The sequence below is a fragment of the uncultured Streptococcus sp. genome (genome assembly GCF_902463925.1).
Taxonomy (GTDB): Bacteria; Bacillota; Bacilli; order Lactobacillales; family Streptococcaceae; genus Streptococcus.
Genome location: NZ_CABQHE010000013.1, coordinates 21,965 through 38,428 on the forward strand (window position 1 = coordinate 21,965; position 16,464 = coordinate 38,428).

The 16,464-nt window shown below is 40.3% G+C and carries 21 protein-coding genes and 1 tRNA gene; 21 read left to right on the forward strand and 1 reads right to left on the reverse strand.

Going from position 1 to position 16,464, the window contains the following annotated elements; all coding sequences use genetic code 11:
* Window positions 1-25: 25 nt before the first annotated feature.
* The 21 genes from pyk (at window position 26) to RDY04_RS08680 (ending at window position 16,073) form a co-directional block, all read left to right on the forward strand.
* Entirely contained in the window at window positions 26-1,528 is a 1,503-nt protein-coding gene (gene pyk / locus RDY04_RS08585; protein ID WP_004182640.1) for a pyruvate kinase, read from the forward strand.
* Window positions 1,529-1,720: 192 nt separating this feature from the next.
* The gene (gene tnpA / locus RDY04_RS08590) at window positions 1,721-2,194 is read left to right on the forward strand and encodes an IS200/IS605 family transposase (protein WP_003092321.1); all 474 of its coding nucleotides are present in this window, start codon (window positions 1,721-1,723) and stop codon (window positions 2,192-2,194) included.
* 743 nt (window positions 2,195-2,937) lie between these two features.
* On the forward strand, window positions 2,938-3,033 hold the full coding sequence (locus RDY04_RS09650) for a YSIRK-type signal peptide-containing protein (RefSeq protein ID WP_374110375.1): 96 nt from the start codon (window positions 2,938-2,940) through the stop codon (window positions 3,031-3,033).
* Window positions 3,017-3,325: a hypothetical protein gene (locus RDY04_RS08595; RefSeq protein WP_303953750.1), complete on the forward strand. Its 309-nt coding sequence runs from the start codon at window positions 3,017-3,019 to the stop codon at window positions 3,323-3,325. Before RDY04_RS09650 ends, RDY04_RS08595 begins: the two co-directional genes overlap by 17 nt.
* A 183-nt stretch (window positions 3,326-3,508) precedes the next feature.
* Window positions 3,509-4,297, forward strand: coding sequence for a cell surface protein (locus RDY04_RS08600; protein ID WP_303953747.1), 789 nt, complete (start codon window positions 3,509-3,511; stop codon window positions 4,295-4,297).
* Entirely contained in the window at window positions 4,276-4,488 is a 213-nt protein-coding gene (locus tag RDY04_RS08605; protein WP_308000893.1) for a hypothetical protein, read from the forward strand. The genes RDY04_RS08600 and RDY04_RS08605 overlap by 22 nt, the downstream gene beginning before the upstream one ends.
* Window positions 4,489-4,491: 3 nt before the next feature.
* Window positions 4,492-4,620 (forward strand): LPXTG cell wall anchor domain-containing protein, encoded by a 129-nt coding sequence (locus RDY04_RS08610; RefSeq protein WP_303953758.1) that lies wholly within the window; start codon window positions 4,492-4,494, stop codon window positions 4,618-4,620.
* Window positions 4,621-4,804: 184 nt separating this feature from the next.
* Complete coding sequence (locus RDY04_RS08615; protein WP_303953744.1) at window positions 4,805-5,026, forward strand: DUF4649 family protein; 222 nt, start codon at window positions 4,805-4,807, stop codon at window positions 5,024-5,026.
* A gap of 136 nt (window positions 5,027-5,162) precedes the next feature.
* Window positions 5,163-6,164, forward strand: coding sequence for a tryptophan ABC transporter substrate-binding protein (gene trpX / locus RDY04_RS08620; RefSeq protein ID WP_303953742.1), 1,002 nt, complete (start codon window positions 5,163-5,165; stop codon window positions 6,162-6,164).
* 9 nt (window positions 6,165-6,173) lie between these two features.
* Window positions 6,174-7,043, forward strand: coding sequence for an ABC transporter permease (locus RDY04_RS08625; RefSeq protein WP_303953739.1), 870 nt, complete (start codon window positions 6,174-6,176; stop codon window positions 7,041-7,043).
* Window positions 7,040-7,798: an ABC transporter ATP-binding protein gene (locus RDY04_RS08630; RefSeq protein WP_045772081.1), complete on the forward strand. Its 759-nt coding sequence runs from the start codon at window positions 7,040-7,042 to the stop codon at window positions 7,796-7,798. The genes RDY04_RS08625 and RDY04_RS08630 overlap by 4 nt, the downstream gene beginning before the upstream one ends.
* Before the next feature lie 180 nt (window positions 7,799-7,978).
* A complete protein-coding gene (locus tag RDY04_RS08635; protein ID WP_303953733.1) occupies window positions 7,979-9,640 on the forward strand; it encodes a ribonuclease J in 1,662 nt (553 codons plus the stop codon).
* 135 nt (window positions 9,641-9,775) lie between these two features.
* A complete protein-coding gene (locus RDY04_RS08640; RefSeq protein ID WP_303953730.1) occupies window positions 9,776-10,558 on the forward strand; it encodes an alpha/beta hydrolase family protein in 783 nt (260 codons plus the stop codon).
* Between the two features lie 119 nt (window positions 10,559-10,677).
* On the forward strand, window positions 10,678-11,397 hold the full coding sequence (locus tag RDY04_RS08645; protein ID WP_303953727.1) for a matrixin family metalloprotease: 720 nt from the start codon (window positions 10,678-10,680) through the stop codon (window positions 11,395-11,397).
* 12 nt (window positions 11,398-11,409) lie between these two features.
* Window positions 11,410-11,781, forward strand: a complete 372-nt coding sequence (locus RDY04_RS08650) for a hypothetical protein (protein ID WP_303953725.1) — start codon at window positions 11,410-11,412, stop codon at window positions 11,779-11,781.
* Window positions 11,782-11,865: 84 nt separating this feature from the next.
* Window positions 11,866-12,309: a flavodoxin gene (locus RDY04_RS08655; RefSeq protein ID WP_003092543.1), complete on the forward strand. Its 444-nt coding sequence runs from the start codon at window positions 11,866-11,868 to the stop codon at window positions 12,307-12,309.
* A gap of 50 nt (window positions 12,310-12,359) precedes the next feature.
* Window positions 12,360-13,895, forward strand: coding sequence for a ClC family H(+)/Cl(-) exchange transporter (locus RDY04_RS08660; protein ID WP_303953720.1), 1,536 nt, complete (start codon window positions 12,360-12,362; stop codon window positions 13,893-13,895).
* A 73-nt stretch (window positions 13,896-13,968) separates the two neighbouring features.
* Window positions 13,969-14,241, forward strand: a complete 273-nt coding sequence (locus RDY04_RS08665) for a chorismate mutase (RefSeq protein WP_303953718.1) — start codon at window positions 13,969-13,971, stop codon at window positions 14,239-14,241.
* A gap of 9 nt (window positions 14,242-14,250) precedes the next feature.
* Window positions 14,251-15,477: a voltage-gated chloride channel family protein gene (locus RDY04_RS08670; protein WP_303953715.1), complete on the forward strand. Its 1,227-nt coding sequence runs from the start codon at window positions 14,251-14,253 to the stop codon at window positions 15,475-15,477.
* Between the two features lie 127 nt (window positions 15,478-15,604).
* A complete protein-coding gene (gene rplS / locus RDY04_RS08675) occupies window positions 15,605-15,952 on the forward strand; it encodes a 50S ribosomal protein L19 (protein WP_002883489.1) in 348 nt (115 codons plus the stop codon).
* A gap of 49 nt (window positions 15,953-16,001) precedes the next feature.
* Window positions 16,002-16,073 (forward strand) — tRNA-Arg (locus RDY04_RS08680).
* An 11-nt stretch (window positions 16,074-16,084) separates the two neighbouring features.
* Here RDY04_RS08680 and RDY04_RS08685 read toward each other — a convergent pair.
* A partial coding sequence (locus RDY04_RS08685) for a tyrosine-type recombinase/integrase (protein WP_303953709.1) occupies window positions 16,085-16,464 on the reverse strand: 380 nt, incomplete at its 5' end.

Below are 16,464 nucleotides of genomic sequence, written 5' to 3' on the forward strand. Positions count from 1 at the left end.
AAAATATAAGGGAGTTTTATTTATCATGAATAAACGTGTAAAAATCGTTGCAACACTTGGTCCTGCGGTTGAAATCCGTGGCGGCAAAAAATTTGGTGAAGATGGTTACTGGGGTGAAAAACTTGACCGTGAAGCATCTGCTAAAAACATTGCTCAATTGATCAAGGAAGGTGCTAACGTTTTCCGTTTCAACTTCTCACATGGTGACCACGCTGAACAAGGTGAACGTATGGATGTCGTTCGTATGGCAGAAGATCTTGCTGGTCAAAAAGTAGGTTTCCTTCTTGATACAAAAGGACCTGAAATCCGTACAGAATTGTTCGAAGGTGATGCTAAAGAGTATGCATACAAAACTGGTGAACAAATTCGTGTTGCTACTAAACAAGGTATCAAATCAACTCGCGACGTTATCGCTTTGAACGTTGCAGGCGCACTTGACGTTTTTGACGATGTAGAAGTTGGTAAACAAGTTCTTGTCGATGATGGTAAACTTGGTCTTCGTGTTGTAGACAAAGATGCTGAAAAACGTGAATTCATCGTTGAAGTTGAAAATGATGGTATCATCGCTAAACAAAAAGGTGTAAACATCCCTTACACTAAAATTCCTTTCCCAGCACTTGCTGAACGTGATAACGCTGATATCCGTTTTGGTCTTGAACAAGGTCTTAACTTTATCGCTATCTCATTTGTACGTACAGCAAAAGACGTACAAGAAGTTCGTGCTATCTGTGAAGAAACTGGTAACGGTCACGTTCAATTGTTGGCTAAAATCGAAAACCAACAAGGTATCGATAACATCGATGAAATCATCGAAGCTGCTGACGGTATCATGATCGCTCGTGGTGACATGGGTATCGAAGTACCATTCGAAATGGTACCAGTTTACCAAAAAATGATCATCACTAAAGTAAACGCTGCTGGTAAAGTTGTTGTTACAGCTACTAACATGCTTGAAACAATGACAGAAAAACCACGTGCAACTCGTTCTGAAGTATCTGACGTATTCAACGCAGTTATCGATGGTACAGATGCTACAATGCTTTCTGGTGAGTCTGCAAATGGTAAATACCCAGTTGAATCAGTTCGTACAATGGCTACAATTGATAAAAACGCTCAAACTCTTCTTAAAGAGTATGGACGTCTTGATTCATCAACATTTGACCGTTCAACTAAGACTGAAGTAGTTGCGTCTGCTGTTAAAGATGCTACTAACTCAATGGATATCAAACTTGTTGTTGCTCTTACTGAATCAGGTAACACTGCTCGTTTGATTTCTAAATACCGTCCAGAAGCTGATATCTTGGCTGTAACATTCGATGAAATTACTCAAAAATCATTGATGCTTAACTGGGGTGTTATTCCAGTAGTTACTGAAAAACCAAGCTCAACTGATGATATGTTTGATGTTGCTGAAAAAGTTGCATTGGAATCAGGTCTTGTAGAATCTGGTGATAACATTGTTATCGTTGCTGGTGTTCCAGTAGGTACAGGTGGTACAAACACTATGCGTATCCGCACAGTAAAATAATTTAAGTTATACTTAAATATAAAGAAGGTCCATGAGGATCTTCTTTTTTTAGTTATGGCTTCAAGCCAGTTTTTCTCGAAGAGAAAAACAAGAAAACCACCAGCTAAGCTGGTGGCTGATAAGGCTTTGAGCTTCCATTTATTTTTCCTGATATAATTTAAGTGTTCAGGTTAAACTAAGGAGGAAAAATAAATGGCAAAAACCAGTTACAGTTTATCACATACCAAGTGGATGTGCAAATATCATATTGTATTTACACCAAAGTATCGACGTAAAGCAATCTACTATAAAGTTCGCTCAGACTTAATAGACATCATCCGCCACCTATGTCAATATAAGGGAGTGGAAATCATCGAAGGACATATGATGCCAGACCATGTTCATATGTTGGTACTAATACCACCCAAACTTGCTATATCGGATTTTATGGGTTATTTGAAAAGTAAAAGTGCTTTAATGATATTTGACAAACATGCGAATCTAAAATATAAGTATGGAAATCGCAAGTTTTGGGCTAGAGGTTATTACGTCAGTACAGTTGGATTGAACGAGAAAACAGTAGCGAGATATATTCGTGAACAGGAGAAAGATGATATTGCACTTGATAAGTTAAGTGTAAAAGAATATGAGGATCCGTTTTCAGATGGTGGGTTCAGAACAAGATAAAAGCCCGTTCAACGGGCAATAATCAAGTAGTCAAGCAAACCTGAACAACGTTCAGCTAGCGTCTTTAGACGCCAGCTGGCAATTATCGGCTTACAGCCGGTGTACAAGCCACCCGTTTTCACGGGTGGTTATGACTTTATATTTTATTTAACTATAAAATGTATCTAGTGGAATATGCTATATAGATTATCTTTGAGGAAGTGAATTAATGGGGTATATAAAATAGCTGAGTTGGTTATAAATGAGTATTATGATAAATTACATGATTTTTCATAGTATAGACTTTACACTCCTATTTTAAGTAGCTAGCTAAATTGAATTGCTTAGGATAATTTGCCTAGAAATATATTGTTTTAGCTACATTTATTTTAAGAGTGTATACGAAATTTGTTAAAGCTCCTAGAAACTTTCAAAAAGACACTAAAGAGATGTTTTATGAAGTTGACTATAATCATTAGGATTTAGAAATTTAAACATTTCCCTTGAATTCATTTTTCTAAGGTTAATTAATATAATCGCTTTCTTCAAAATAATGAAACTTTAAAATTATTTTTTTGGACAATTTTAAATACTGGTAAACATACGCATATATTTTATATAGACTTGGATAAAGTTATATTTATACAAAAAATAAATTATCTTTACTGATCGTGTTAGAATGTTAAACGATTAATATTTTAAAATACTTTTAATCTCATTGAGGGAGTAGGATACTTAAATGTTAAGTGTGGAGGATTACCAAAGTGGGTAAAGATTTATTAAATAATTGTATAAGTCGATTTTCAATTCGTAAACTCAATGTAGGCGTGTACTCTATCTTACTTGGAACTTGGTACTGATAACGAAGTTTTAGCAGATGAGTTAACTACAGAAGTTCAAACAGCTGGTGTAGCAAGTGCCGCTACACCTATTAGTCAAGATGCACAACTATATAGTACATTGGCATTAATGATTGCGAACGAAGCAACAAGTGAAACTGCACTCTCAGTTTCAGATAGCCAAGCAAGTGCTAAAACTGAACCTTCTCAATCTACAGATAACGCTAGTGGAACTGCTAAATCGATAGATTCATCAAGTCAAACATCAGAAGCCAAGAATCATGAATCATCTTCTACAGCTCAAGCCCATTAGAGAATTTGGTAGTTGCTAACGGTTTGACAAATACTTCAGGACTTTCTGCAAGTAATAAATTAGAAGCAACTGAGGCAGCCATAATGAATACTGAATCAGATTACTGATAACAACGCCTATACGACTGATTGAGTTTCTAAAGACAAAGAAGCACTTCCTTCTATAAATGAAGTTTGGGATAGCATGGATGGTCTATATATTCCAACTGTTACTCCGAAGGAACTTGAAGGAGAAGACAAGACATCTATGCATGTTCAAGGAGTTAGTCAAACTGGTACTCCAGAATTAGCTATTGAAGGAACAAATAATAATGGTGAGAAAGTTAAAATCATACCTGATTTTGATTATATGTCCAAGTTTGTCGATCCAATAACTGGAAATGTAATCAATGATCCTGTTTCGACTGTAGAAGGAGAAGGAATCTACTATTCAGATGAGCTGACTGGAAAGGTTACCTTTGTACCAGACCCAGGATTTACTGGAACTGCCAAGGGTGTAACAGTTTCTCTTACGACTTCAGTTGGTCGTGATAAAGATGGTAGAGTGTCAGATAATGCTCTTAAGACTGCAACTGATAAGTACACACAAACTGTCACAACAGTTACTTCAATTGGTAAGGAGAGTGCAACTCAAACAGGCAAGCCAATCTTTACTGAAGGTGACATCCGTGTATCAATAAATGATGCCGTTCCAGTTACATTTGAAGATAGCACCACTACCAAGACTATTTCAGGTCTTGGTAGTTACACGGTAGCAGCAGATGGTACAGTAACATTCACACCAGAAGCTGAATTTACAGAACCTGTCCCAGCAGTTACAGTGGTTCATGAAGATGTGAACGGAACTAAGTCTTCAGCGACTTACACACCTACTGTATTGCCGGTTACGTCATTTGTAGATAAGGGTGGTAGGGAAATCCTACAGTTGATGGTGAACAAGCAAAAGCTGAAATTCCAGGTTATCGCTTCGTAGAAACCAAGAAATTACTTAATTGTGATATCGAATATGTCTACGAACAAGTAACGACATTATACGTTGATGAAAATGGTAATACTCAGCACATCTACAAACAGACTGTGACTCCAACACCAGTGCCACAGCCAGCTCCACAAACAGAAGAGCCTAAGGATCAAGTTCTCCCAGAAACAAAAGAAGAAGCATAATTTATCAATCCAACTGATAAGACAGCTCAACTTCCAGAAACTGGTAGTGAGAATTCAAATCTTGCATTTGTTAGTTTGTCAAGTCTTCTAGCAGGAATGGGACTCTATACTGGAAAACGACGCAAACGTTAAAATGATTTAACGGTCGTATAGGACCTTAAGAATCCAGATTCCAATTTAAATAGACCTCATGGCAAATACCATGAGGTCTATTTGTATGGTCCAGGCTGCTGTTTTTCAAGTCGTCATGATTGACTTTGCTCTCTAGGAAGTGTAATCTAGACCTTAGTTAAAGGATTATAAGGAGGTTTCCCCCATGATTGAAGTTTCTTATCTAAATACAGCTAAGCAAGAATGCCATATCTCATTTGAGGATTACAATGAATTCGTTAGAGCTCAGCAAGCCTGTTGGATTGCCTTGCCAGATGCAACCCCAGTCACTAAGGTGACTATAAACGGACATGATATTGGCTTCAAAGGGCAATATGGTGATCTTTACTTTTATATTATGAAGCTAGATTTGGCACAATATCAGTAATAATAAGGGAAAAGAATCAGACATCGTGTTCTGGTTCTTTTTCTTTGAGCAGGGTAATTTTTATAAATTAAGAATATTGCTAATTGACTGAAAATGACTTAAAATAGAAAGGAAGAATTTATAGAAGGAGACACATATGAAAAACAAGCGTTTAATTTGGACTTTGGTTTTCTTAGCTATCTTGACGCTCGGTTCTATTGGTACAGATCTTTTCAAAAAAGAACACCAAGATGCCAATAAGGTCGTCAGAGTAGGGATCCTCCAGTTCGTGACTCACGACGCCCTGGATCAAATCGAGAAGGGAATTGAGGATGGCCTTAAGGAAGCTGGTTATAAGGGGGACAAGGTTAAAATCACCCTCCTAAATGCCGAAGGAGACCAGTCTAAAATTCAAACCATGTCTAAACAATTGGTTAATGACAAGAATGATGTCGTTATCGGTATTGCCACACCAGCAGCACAGGGGCTAGCGGCAGCTACCAAGGATATTCCAGTCATCATGGGGGCTATCTCAGACCCTGTTGGGGCAAAATTGGTTAAGAATCTCAAGCATCCAGAAGGCAATGTCACTGGTACCTCTAACCAAGTGCCGATTAAGCAGACTGTAGACTTGGTCAAATCACTGACACCAAACGCTAAGGCGATTGGTATTCTCTATGCTTCAAGTGAGGATAATTCCAAATCACAGGTTGAAAGCTTTAAGAAATACGCTGAAAAAGATGGTCTAAATGTGGTCGAGTACGCCGTCCCATCAACCAATGAAATCAATACAACCATGTCAGTCATGACTGGTAAGGTAGATGCCATCTGGACGCCTCAAGATAATACTATTGCCTCAGCCTTTTCAACAGTAATCTCATCAGCCAACCAAGCTAAGATTCCAGTTTATACGACGGTTGATACGATGGTGAAAGAGGGCGGTTTGGCTTCAGTTGCTCAAAGCCAATATGAACTTGGAAAGGCTACAGCTCGTAGTGCTGTTAAGGTTCTTAAAGGTAAGAAAGTTAAGGATGTCCCAGTTGATGTTATCGATGATGGCACTCCAACGCTTAACCTTAAAGTTGCTCAAGACCTCAACATCACCATCCCTGACGATGTGCTTAAACAGTCAGACATCGCTGTTAAAGCTGATAAATAAGGAGGACATATGATTATTTCATCTATTTATCAGGGGCTTCTATACGGAATCCTAGGTCTTGGGATTTACATGACTTTCCGTATCTTGGATTTTCCTGATTTGACAACAGAAGGTTCTTTCCCACTAGGTGGTGCAGTAGCAGTAACCCTTATGAATTTTGGTTGGAACCCCATCTTGGCGACCTTGGTTGCTGTCTTGGCTGGATGTGGTGCTGGACTTGTGACTGGTCTTCTTTATACAAAAGGAGAAATTCCAACTATCTTGGCAGGGATTCTGGTCATGACTTCCCTTAACTCAGTCATGCTTATGATAATGGGAAGAGCCAATCTAGGTCTCCTTGATATTAAGACAATCCAAGATTTGCTTCCCTTTAGTAAAGATTACACCCTCTTAATCGTCGGTCTCATAGCTGTAACTATTGTTATTGCTTCCTTGATTGCCTTTCTCAACACTCGCTTAGGACAAGCCTATATTGCTACGGGTGATAATCGAGACATGGCTAGATCTTTTGGTATCAATACGGATTCAATGGAAGTGATGGGACTTGTTATCTCAAATGGTATTATCGCCCTCTCAGGAGCCTTGATTAGTCAACAGGACGGTTATGCCGACGTTTCAAAAGGGATTGGGGTTATCGTCATCGGACTTGCCAGCATTATCATTGGTGAAGTCTTGTATACGACTAACTTGACCTTGTTGGAACGACTGATTGCCATCTGTGTAGGTTCAATCCTTTATCAGTTCCTTTTGACAGCAGTTATCGCTCTTGGCTTTAACACGAACTATCTCAAACTCTTTAGTGCGATTGTTCTAGCCCTTTGCTTGATCTCGCCTGTCCTACGCCGAAAATTCTTTAAGGGGGTGACCTTATCACGATGACAGCTATTGTAGAACTCAAAGATGCGACTGTTAAGGTCAATAACGGTTTTGACACCGAAAAAACCATCCTGGACCATGTCAACCTTACCATTAGAGAAGGTGATTTTATTACCATTCTTGGTGGAAATGGTGCCGGGAAATCAACCCTCTTCAACGTCATTGCAGGGACCCTCATGTTGACCAGTGGTCAGATTTTCATCATGGGTGAGGATGTTACGTCTCTCCCTGCTGAGAAGCGTGCTAAGTACCTCTCACGAGTCTTCCAAGATCCTAAAATGGGGACAGCTCCTCGTATGACCGTTGCAGAAAACCTCTTGATTGCCAAATACCGTGGCGAAAAACGAGGCCTTAAATCACGCCAAATTCATCTCTACACAGAGGAATTTCAAGGTCTGATTGAACGTATTAGTAATGGTTTAGAAAAGCACTTAGATACACCAGCAGGTCTCCTTTCAGGTGGTCAGCGCCAAGCCCTTAGCCTTTTGATGGCGACACTTAAACGTCCTGAGCTCTTGCTCTTAGATGAGCATACTGCAGCCCTGGATCCTAAGACCAGTGTGGCTCTTATGGAGTTGACTGATGAGTTTGTGACGGGCGACCATCTTACAGCCTTGATGATTACCCATCACATGGAAGATGCTCTTAAATATGGGAACCGTCTTATCGTTATGAAGGATGGTCAAATCATTAAAGACCTTACCAAGGAAGAAAAAGGGCAATTGGATATCACAGACTACTATGCTATGTTCGAGTAGGCCCAGATTGACTCTAAATTGTAAAATAAGCCAAAAAGTTGTATACTTAAATAGTATGCAACTTTTTTGTTGTGGCCTGTAAATCGACAAGGAGACTGTTCGCACGAACGTTCAGCTTCTTGGACCGTCTGTAAAAATAGGCTCTAGAAGAGAGTCAAACTAAAAAGGAGAAAAACAAGCATGAGCGATATTAAAATTATTGCCCTAGGTGGAGTACGTGAAAATGCTAAGAACCTCTATATTGTTGAGATTAACGACTCTATCTTTATCTTGGATGCTGGTCTAAAGTATCCTGAAAATGAACAATTAGGTGTTGACTTTGTCATCCCCAATTTAGATTATTTGGTTGAAAATAAAGACCGTATCCAAGGGATTTTCTTGACGCATGGACACGCTGACGCCATTGGTGCCCTACCTTATATCTTGCAAGACGTCAAAGTACCAGTCTTTGGGTCATCACTTACTATTGAGTTGGCTAAGCTTTTTGTCAAAAATGCTGGTGTTAAGAAATTCAATAACTTCCATGTTATTGACGCAGAAACTGAAATTGAATTTGAAGATGCAGTGGTCTCATTCTTTAAGACAACTCACTCTATCCCAGAATCAATGGGGATTGTTCTTGGCACTGACCAAGGTAATATTGTCTATACTGGTGACTTCAAATTTGACCAAGCTGCTCGCCCTTACTACAAAACTGATTTAAGTCGTTTGGCTGAAATCGGCCGTGAAGGTGTTTTGGCCCTCTTGTCAGACTCAGCAAATGCGACAAGTACTGAACAAACAGCTTCTGAAGCAGAAGTTGGCCAAGAAATTGACCAAGTTATTGCTGATGCAGAGGGACGTGTTATTGTTGCTGCAGTTGCCTCAAACTTGGTACGTATTCAACAAGTCTTCGATTCAGCTGCAGATCACGGACGTCGCGTTGTTCTGACTGGTTTTGACGTAGAAAATATTGTCCGCACAGCCATCCGTCTTAAAAAATTGACTGTGGAGCATGAAAAACTTATTGTCAAACCAAAAGACATGAACAAGTTTGAAGACCACGAGTTGATTATCCTTGAAAATGGTCGTATGGGTGAACCAATCGATGGCCTCCAAAAGATGGCTGTTGGTCGTCACCGTTACGTTCAAATCAAGGATGGAGATTTGGTTTATATCGTAACAACTCCAAGCATTGCTAAGGAAGCCGTAGTAGCACGTGTCAACAATGCTATCTATAAAGCTGGTGGAACTGTTAAGATGATTACGCAAAGCCTTCGTGTATCTGGACATGCCAATGCTCGCGAACTTCAGTTGATGATTAACCTCCTACGTCCACAGTATCTCTTCCCTATCCAAGGTGAGTACCGTGACCTTCAAGCACATGCAGAGTTAGCCTTGGAAGTTGGTATTCTTCCAGAAAATATTTATATCGTTAAACGCGGTGACATCATGCACTTGTCAGAAGACCAAGGTTTCCTTCATGAAGGAGCTGTTCCAGCTGGTGATGTTATGATTGACGGTAATGCCATTGGTGATGTAGGTAATATCGTCCTTCGTGACCGCAAGGTCTTGTCTGAAGATGGTATCTTTATCGTAGCTATCACTGTTAACAAGAAGGAACGTAAGATTGTCTCTAAAGCGCGTGTGAATACACGTGGGTTCGTTTATGTGAAGAAGAGCCGTGACATTCTCCGTGAGGCTGCTGACATTGTCAATACTACCGTTGAAAATTACTTGGCAGGAGATAGCTTTGATTGGGGCGAACTTAAAGGTGCCGTCCGAGACGATGTGGCTAAGTTCCTCTTTGACCAAACTAAACGTCGCCCAGCGATTCTTCCAGTAGTCATGGAAGTACGTTAATCATTGATTTTACATTAAGAGTGTGAGCGTCTCGCTTGCATTCATCGAAGTAGAGGTAAATCTCGACAAGATTTTCTTCTTAAAGCAGAAGCTGGGGTGTCCCAGCTTTTCTAACATTAAGAAAGGAAAATACAAATGGCTTTTTTTCAAATTGAATACTCATCAGACGTTCTAGGCCAATACCGCCAAGTAGATGTCATTTATCCAGACCGCGACCAGATTGCTGAAAGGGAAAGTGATACGGACATCCCAGTTCTCTATCTTCTTCATGGCATGGGGGGCAATCATAATTCTTGGGCCTTCCGTACCAATATTCAGCGTCTCCTTCGTAAGACTAATCTTATCGTTATTATGCCTAACTCTGAAAATGGATGGTATACCAATACCAATTACGGTGTTAAGTATTACGATGCTATTGCTAAGGAGCTTCCTCAAGTTATGCAACGTTTCTTCCCTAGTATGACTAAGAAGCGTGAAAAGACCTTTATCGCTGGACTTTCTATGGGTGGCTATGGTTCTTTCAAACTAGCCTTAACGACAAATAACTTTGCTCGTGCAGGTTCCTTCTCTGGTGCCCTTGGACTATCAGTGGAGATGATTACAGATGAGACGAGTGAGTCTAAGGAATACTGGCAAGGTGTCTTTGGCGATTTGGAAGGAAAAGACATTGAGCAGCATAAAGTGGTCAATCTAGCCAAACAACATGACAAGAAAACCCAATTCTTTGCCTGGTGTGGTCTTGAGGATTTCCTTTTTGATTCTCAAGATAAGGCAGTTGCTGATTTGAGGGCCCTTGGTTTAGACATTGACTACCGCACAGACCATGGAAGACATGAGTGGTATTATTGGGAAAAACAACTAGAAGCCTATTTAGAATGGTTACCTATTGATTACATTAAAGAAGAACGTTTATCTTAATAGGTCAAGTATGTAACATCTTGTCAAAGAGATGATAAAAGCTTAAAGTGATATTTTTTACTTTTTAGAACTATTAGAGCATGATATACTATGGGAAGTTTCGAAAAGGAGGCTCTGTATTGAAAAAATTATTGAGAGTAATCTTCTATATTCCCAAACTTCTTTTCCAATTTATATGGAATCTTATTTGGGCTATTTTTAAACTTGCCCTTATCCTAACCATAGTTGGTTATGGACTTATCTATTATGCTAATAACTCTTCAAGTACCTTAGCCACAAACATTAACCAAGCCTTTCATCAAGTAGAACTAGGTTTTAGTGGTACTAGTACTAGTGACGTTGAGAAAGTTGTCTCTAATCTATCAACGACAGATACAATTCCTGAGTCTAATGGAGCTAGATGGGCGCAAAATACAGCTAGCATCTATATTCAATCTACCGATGAAACCTTGGTAGCGGCTTATAAGGAGGCTATCACCAACTGGAATAACACGGGTGCTTTCATCTTTACTCTGACAGATGATGCGTCAACAGCTGATATTGTTGCGACAGATTATTCCGATGCTAATTCACAGGCAGCAGGTTTAGCAGATAGTCAAACCAATGTTTTGACCAACCGCATTACTCATGTGGATGTGAAGTTGAACCGTTATTTCCTCTTGAATAGTGATTTTGGTTATACGCACAAGCGTATTGTGAATACGGCTGAGCACGAATTGGGGCATGCCATTGGCTTGGACCATGATGACTCCAAGACATCCGTTATGCAATCAGCTGGATCTTATTACGGGATTCAACAGGTGGATATTGATACGGTCCATGCTCTTTATGCTAATTAAGGAGGAGCTATCATGCGCTATTTGAAACGCCTTGCTAGACGTTACCCCATGCAAACCTTTCTCATTCTTTTCAATGCTGGGGTATTTACCTGGTTGCAAACAACAGGAACCATAATTGCCAATCGTTTGGGCCTATCAGGTGATGGTATTTGGATCTATATTCCCACTTGGGTAAAAACCTTAACTAGCCACTCTCTTGAGAGTATTCAAACCTTATATGGTGCTTCTGGTTGGAGTTGGCTAATCACCTCTATGCTTCTGACCTGGCTCGTGACTTTTCTTAAAGGTCTTATGAGAGCCATAGTTCTTGTGCTTCTCATTGCTGTTGGTCTATGGCTTGTCTATCGACATTTCGAACTCTTGCAAAATCTAAAACTGTCCTAAGGGGCAGTTTTTTAGGGTATTACGGCGTTTAATTTCTGAAAAAATATGATATAATATAGCTAATTTATTATTTTGGAGGACATTATGGCTTTAGCAAAAATCGTTTATGCCAGTATGACCGGTAACACGGAAGAAATCGCAGATATCGTTGCCAAAAAATTGGAAGAATTAGGTCACACTGTAGATGTAGACGAGTGTACAACGGTTGATGCCGCTGATTTTGAAGATGCGGACATCTGTATTGTAGCAACTTACACTTATGGTGATGGAGAGTTGCCAGATGAAATCGTTGACTTTTACGAAGATTTGGCTGACCTCGACTTGTCAGGTAAAATCTTTGGTGTTGTAGGTTCAGGAGATACTTTCTACGATTATTTCTGTAAATCAGTTGATGAATTTGAAACACAATTCACCTTTACTGGTGCAACTAAAGGTGCGGATAGTGTCAAAGTTGACCTTTCTGCTGAAGATGAAGATATCGAAAACCTCGAAGCTTTCGCTGAAAAAGTTTCAGAAGCATTAGCATAAGAAAAAGCAGAGTAAAGTCTGCTTTTATTGTAGTCAAAAATGGAGTTTTTATGAATGAAATAGAAAGAGATTTTAGGACTCAATCTCAACATCTCCTTTGGTCTGTCTGGCGTGGGCTCTTAGTCGGTGTGGCTGCAGGTGCAGTCGTTAGCCTCTTTCGTTGGTTAATTGCTAAAGGGGCCCAAATCTCGGTATCCATTTACCAAGACGCCCTGCACAATCCCCTTCTGATTCTGGGAATTGTACTTGTTAATCTCTTGATTGCACTTTTTATTGGTTATCTTATTAAGCAGGAAAAAGACATCAAGGGATCAGGGATTCCCCATGTTGAAGGGGAACTGATGGGGCTTTTACATCCGTCCTGGTGGTCAGTATTATGGCGTAAGTTCGTGGGTGGTGTCCTTGGGATTTCAATGGGACTGATGTTGGGACGTGAGGGGCCTAGTATTCAACTAGGTGCCATGACTGCTAAGGGATTAGCCGAGGGACTTAAGCTCTCTGCTCGTGAGAAGCGTGTCTTGATTGCTGCAGGAGCGGCAGCAGGGTTATCGGCTGCCTTCAATGCCCCAATTGCCGGTCTTTTGTTTGTCGTCGAAGAAGTCTATCATCATTTCTCTCGTCATGTTTGGGTGACAGCTTTAATGGCGTCTTTAGTGGCCAATGCTGTTTCCTTGCGCATCTTTGGTCAGGTACCGGTTCTTGCTATGACAGAAAAATTACCCGTTTTTCCTTTGAAGGATTATTGGATTCTTATTGTCTTGGGGATTTTTCTAGGTGTACTTGGATACGGTTATGAGTGGGTTGTCTTACGTATTGGTAGGGTCTACCAAGGGTTAGGGAAAATCTTCCACTTGCCATCTCATTTTCATGGTCTTTTGGCAGTTCTGTTTATCATTCCTATAGGCCTTTATTTTCCACATCTTTTAGGTGGTGGGAATGAATTGATTCTTGCCTTAAATGGTTTACATCCTGCTCTAACTGTGGCTATCCTCTATTTGGCTATACGCTTTGTTTGGAGTATGTTGTCCTTTGGTTCAGGTTTTCCTGGTGGTATTTTCCTTCCGATTTTGACTCTAGGTGCTCTTTCTGGTAGCGTTTTTGCGGCAGCTTTTGAAAATCTAGGATTCTTACAAGTCAGTCAGTTCCCTATTTTTATCATTCTTGGTATGGCTGGTTATTTCGGTGCTGTCTCTAAGGCACCGCTCACTGCTATGATTTTAGTAACTGAGATGGTGGGTGACCTTCACCAATTAATGACAATTGGAGTCGTTACCCTGATTGCCTATCTCGTCATGGATTTCATGGGAGGAGAACCTGTCTATGAAGCCATGCTTCACAATCTAATCGCTCACGAACCAAAGCAAGTTGATAATATACCGACGATGATTGACTTACCGGTTACAGAGAGTCTAGCTGGTCGATTGGTTAGGGATTTAAGCTTACCTGATGGGGTTTTGATTTCCACTCAGATTTTTCAGGACCAGTCTGAAGTTGTTCATGGAGATACACGTCTAAAAGCAGGAGCAACCCTGTATCTGGTTGTTAATGAAAGTAATATCAGTCAGGTAAGAAAACTCTTTTTATAAGCAATTCAATGGCTTGAGGCTCTTTTGTCCTCAGGTCATTTTTGTTATAATGGAGAGAAAAAAGGAGGTCAGTATGGACTTAAATGAGATTCGCCAACAGATTGACACCGTTGATAATGAGATCGTGGCTTTGTTGGAAGAACGTATGAAATTGGTAACTCGAGTAAGTGCTTATAAACAACGCACTGGAAAGGCGATTTATGATCCCGAACGAGAGCAAGCCTTGCTAGACAAAGTAGGCGCTAGTGTCCTTAATCTCGAATATAAAGAAGCTATCGTCGCTAGTTTTGCGGATATTATGAAGCATTCACGTACTTATCAAGCAAGTAAGCTAGAAGAAAAGTAGGCAACTAGGATGAAAGTAAGACAATTAAGTGAGAGTCAAGGTCTTTCATACTCCAATCTAGTGATTTTGAGTCTATATGCTGTCTTTCTAGGAGTGATAGTTGGACTAATTGATGCTATTTTTGGTCGTGTTCTTATAGGGCTTTCAGAATATCGAGACCATCATCTCTTTTATCTAGTCTCAGCGCTTCCTATAGCGGGGCTTTTGATTGTTTACCTATACCAAAGGTTTGCAGGCAAAGCAGCACAAGGGATGGGCTTGATTTTCAAGGTTGGACATAATGAGGAGGATAAAGTCCCCCTAAGGTTAATTCCACTGGTGACTGTAACCACATGGCTGACCCATCTTTTTGGGGGTTCGGCAGGTCGTGAAGGGGTAGCAGTGCAACTTGGTGCCACAGTTTCTCATGCTTTTAGTCGCTATTTTAAGCTCCCGAATGCTTCACGCATTTTCTTGACCATGGGGATGTCAGCTGGTTTTGGAGGACTCTTCCAAACACCAATCGCCGCGACCTTCTTTGCGCTTGAGGTATTGACTCTAGGACAGTTAAGTCTGCCAATCTTGGTACCGACTCTTATTGCATCTTTTGTGGCTAGTACAACAAGCCATCTCTTAGGTCTTGAAAAATTTAGCCACTTTGTATCTGAAAGTTTAACTATTGACCTTGGCACGTTTATGAAATTAGCTCTTTTAGGTCTGGCCTTTGGTATTGCAGGAAATCTCTTTGCTTATCTCTTGTCACTAGCTAAAAAGAAAGTAGCAAGTCTGCTCCCAAATCCTTATTATCGTGTTCTCTTTGGTAGTGTCGTCTTAACCTGTCTACTTTTGATTTTGTGGAAGGGACGCTATACAGGTCTTGGAACGAATTTGATTGCTTTAAGTGTTGGTGGTGGGACCATCTATCCATTGGATTGGCTCTTGAAATTGCTCTTGACCGTCTTTACCCTATCTCTTGGTTTCCAAGGAGGAGAAGTAACTCCTTTGTTTGCAATCGGAGCAAGTCTTGGTGCTGTTCTAGCACCAGTTCTAGGACTTCCAATTCCACTTGTAGCAGGTCTTGGCTATCTGTCTGTCTTTGGTAGCAGTACCAATACCCTTTTAGCACCTATTTTCATTGGCGTTGAAGTCTTTGGTCCCGCAAATGCTCTCTCTTACGCGATTGTCATGGCTTTTGCTTATCTCATTAATCATAAGACGAGCATTTACGGACAACAAAAAATGCTAGAAATGCAATAAGATACTAGACATTCTGATAATTTTTTGATAAGATACTAAGAGTGTGTAATGGACACACAAAAATAACGGCTAATCCGCTGAGACACAGAGGTTGCTCTTAAGATTAGTAAGATAGGAGTATATAAAAATGAATCCATTGATCCAAAGTTTGACAGAAGGTCAACTTCGTACTGACATCCCATCATTCCGTCCTGGTGACACAGTTCGCGTTCACGCGAAAGTTGTCGAAGGAACTCGCGAACGTATCCAGATCTTTGAAGGTGTAGTTATTTCACGCAAAGGTCAAGGGATCTCAGAAATGTACACAGTTCGTAAAATTTCAAGCGGTATCGGTGTAGAACGTACTTTCCCAATCCACACTCCACGTGTTGAAAAGATTGAAGTTGTACGCTACGGTAAAGTCCGCCGTGCTAAACTTTACTACTTGCGTGCTTTGCAAGGTAAAGCTGCACGTATCAAAGAAATCCGTAAATAATTTACAGATTTCAACAAAAAATCTGTCCTCGTGGCAGATTTTTTCATAAGTCCTCTTAGTTAAATGGATATAACAACTCCCTCCTAAGGAGTCGTTGCTGGTTCGATTCCGGCAGGGGACATTTTTAAGCCTTTAACCATGCGGTTTTAAAGCGTTTCGTTCACATTCTGTCCACATTTGTTTTATCTTTTCATCATTCCGTGATTTCTGTTCTTGCAATTGATGGGCATAAACTTCCAGTGTGATGTTCAGATTTTCATGCCCTAAAACTTGAGAAACAGAAATCAAGTCGATATCATGAGCTATTAGATAACTGGCATAAGTGTGCCTCAGCGAGCGGACACGCACCTCACGCCCAACGATTTTCCGCAAGGTCTTATTAACGGCGGTGTTGGACAGCGGAGGTAGTAGTCTACCATCTTCAGTAGATGGTAGTTGGTCGATAAAATTTGGCTCTTTGTCAACTGTAGTGGGCGAAAAGCTAACATCTAGAGAGGACCTGATAGGTCTTC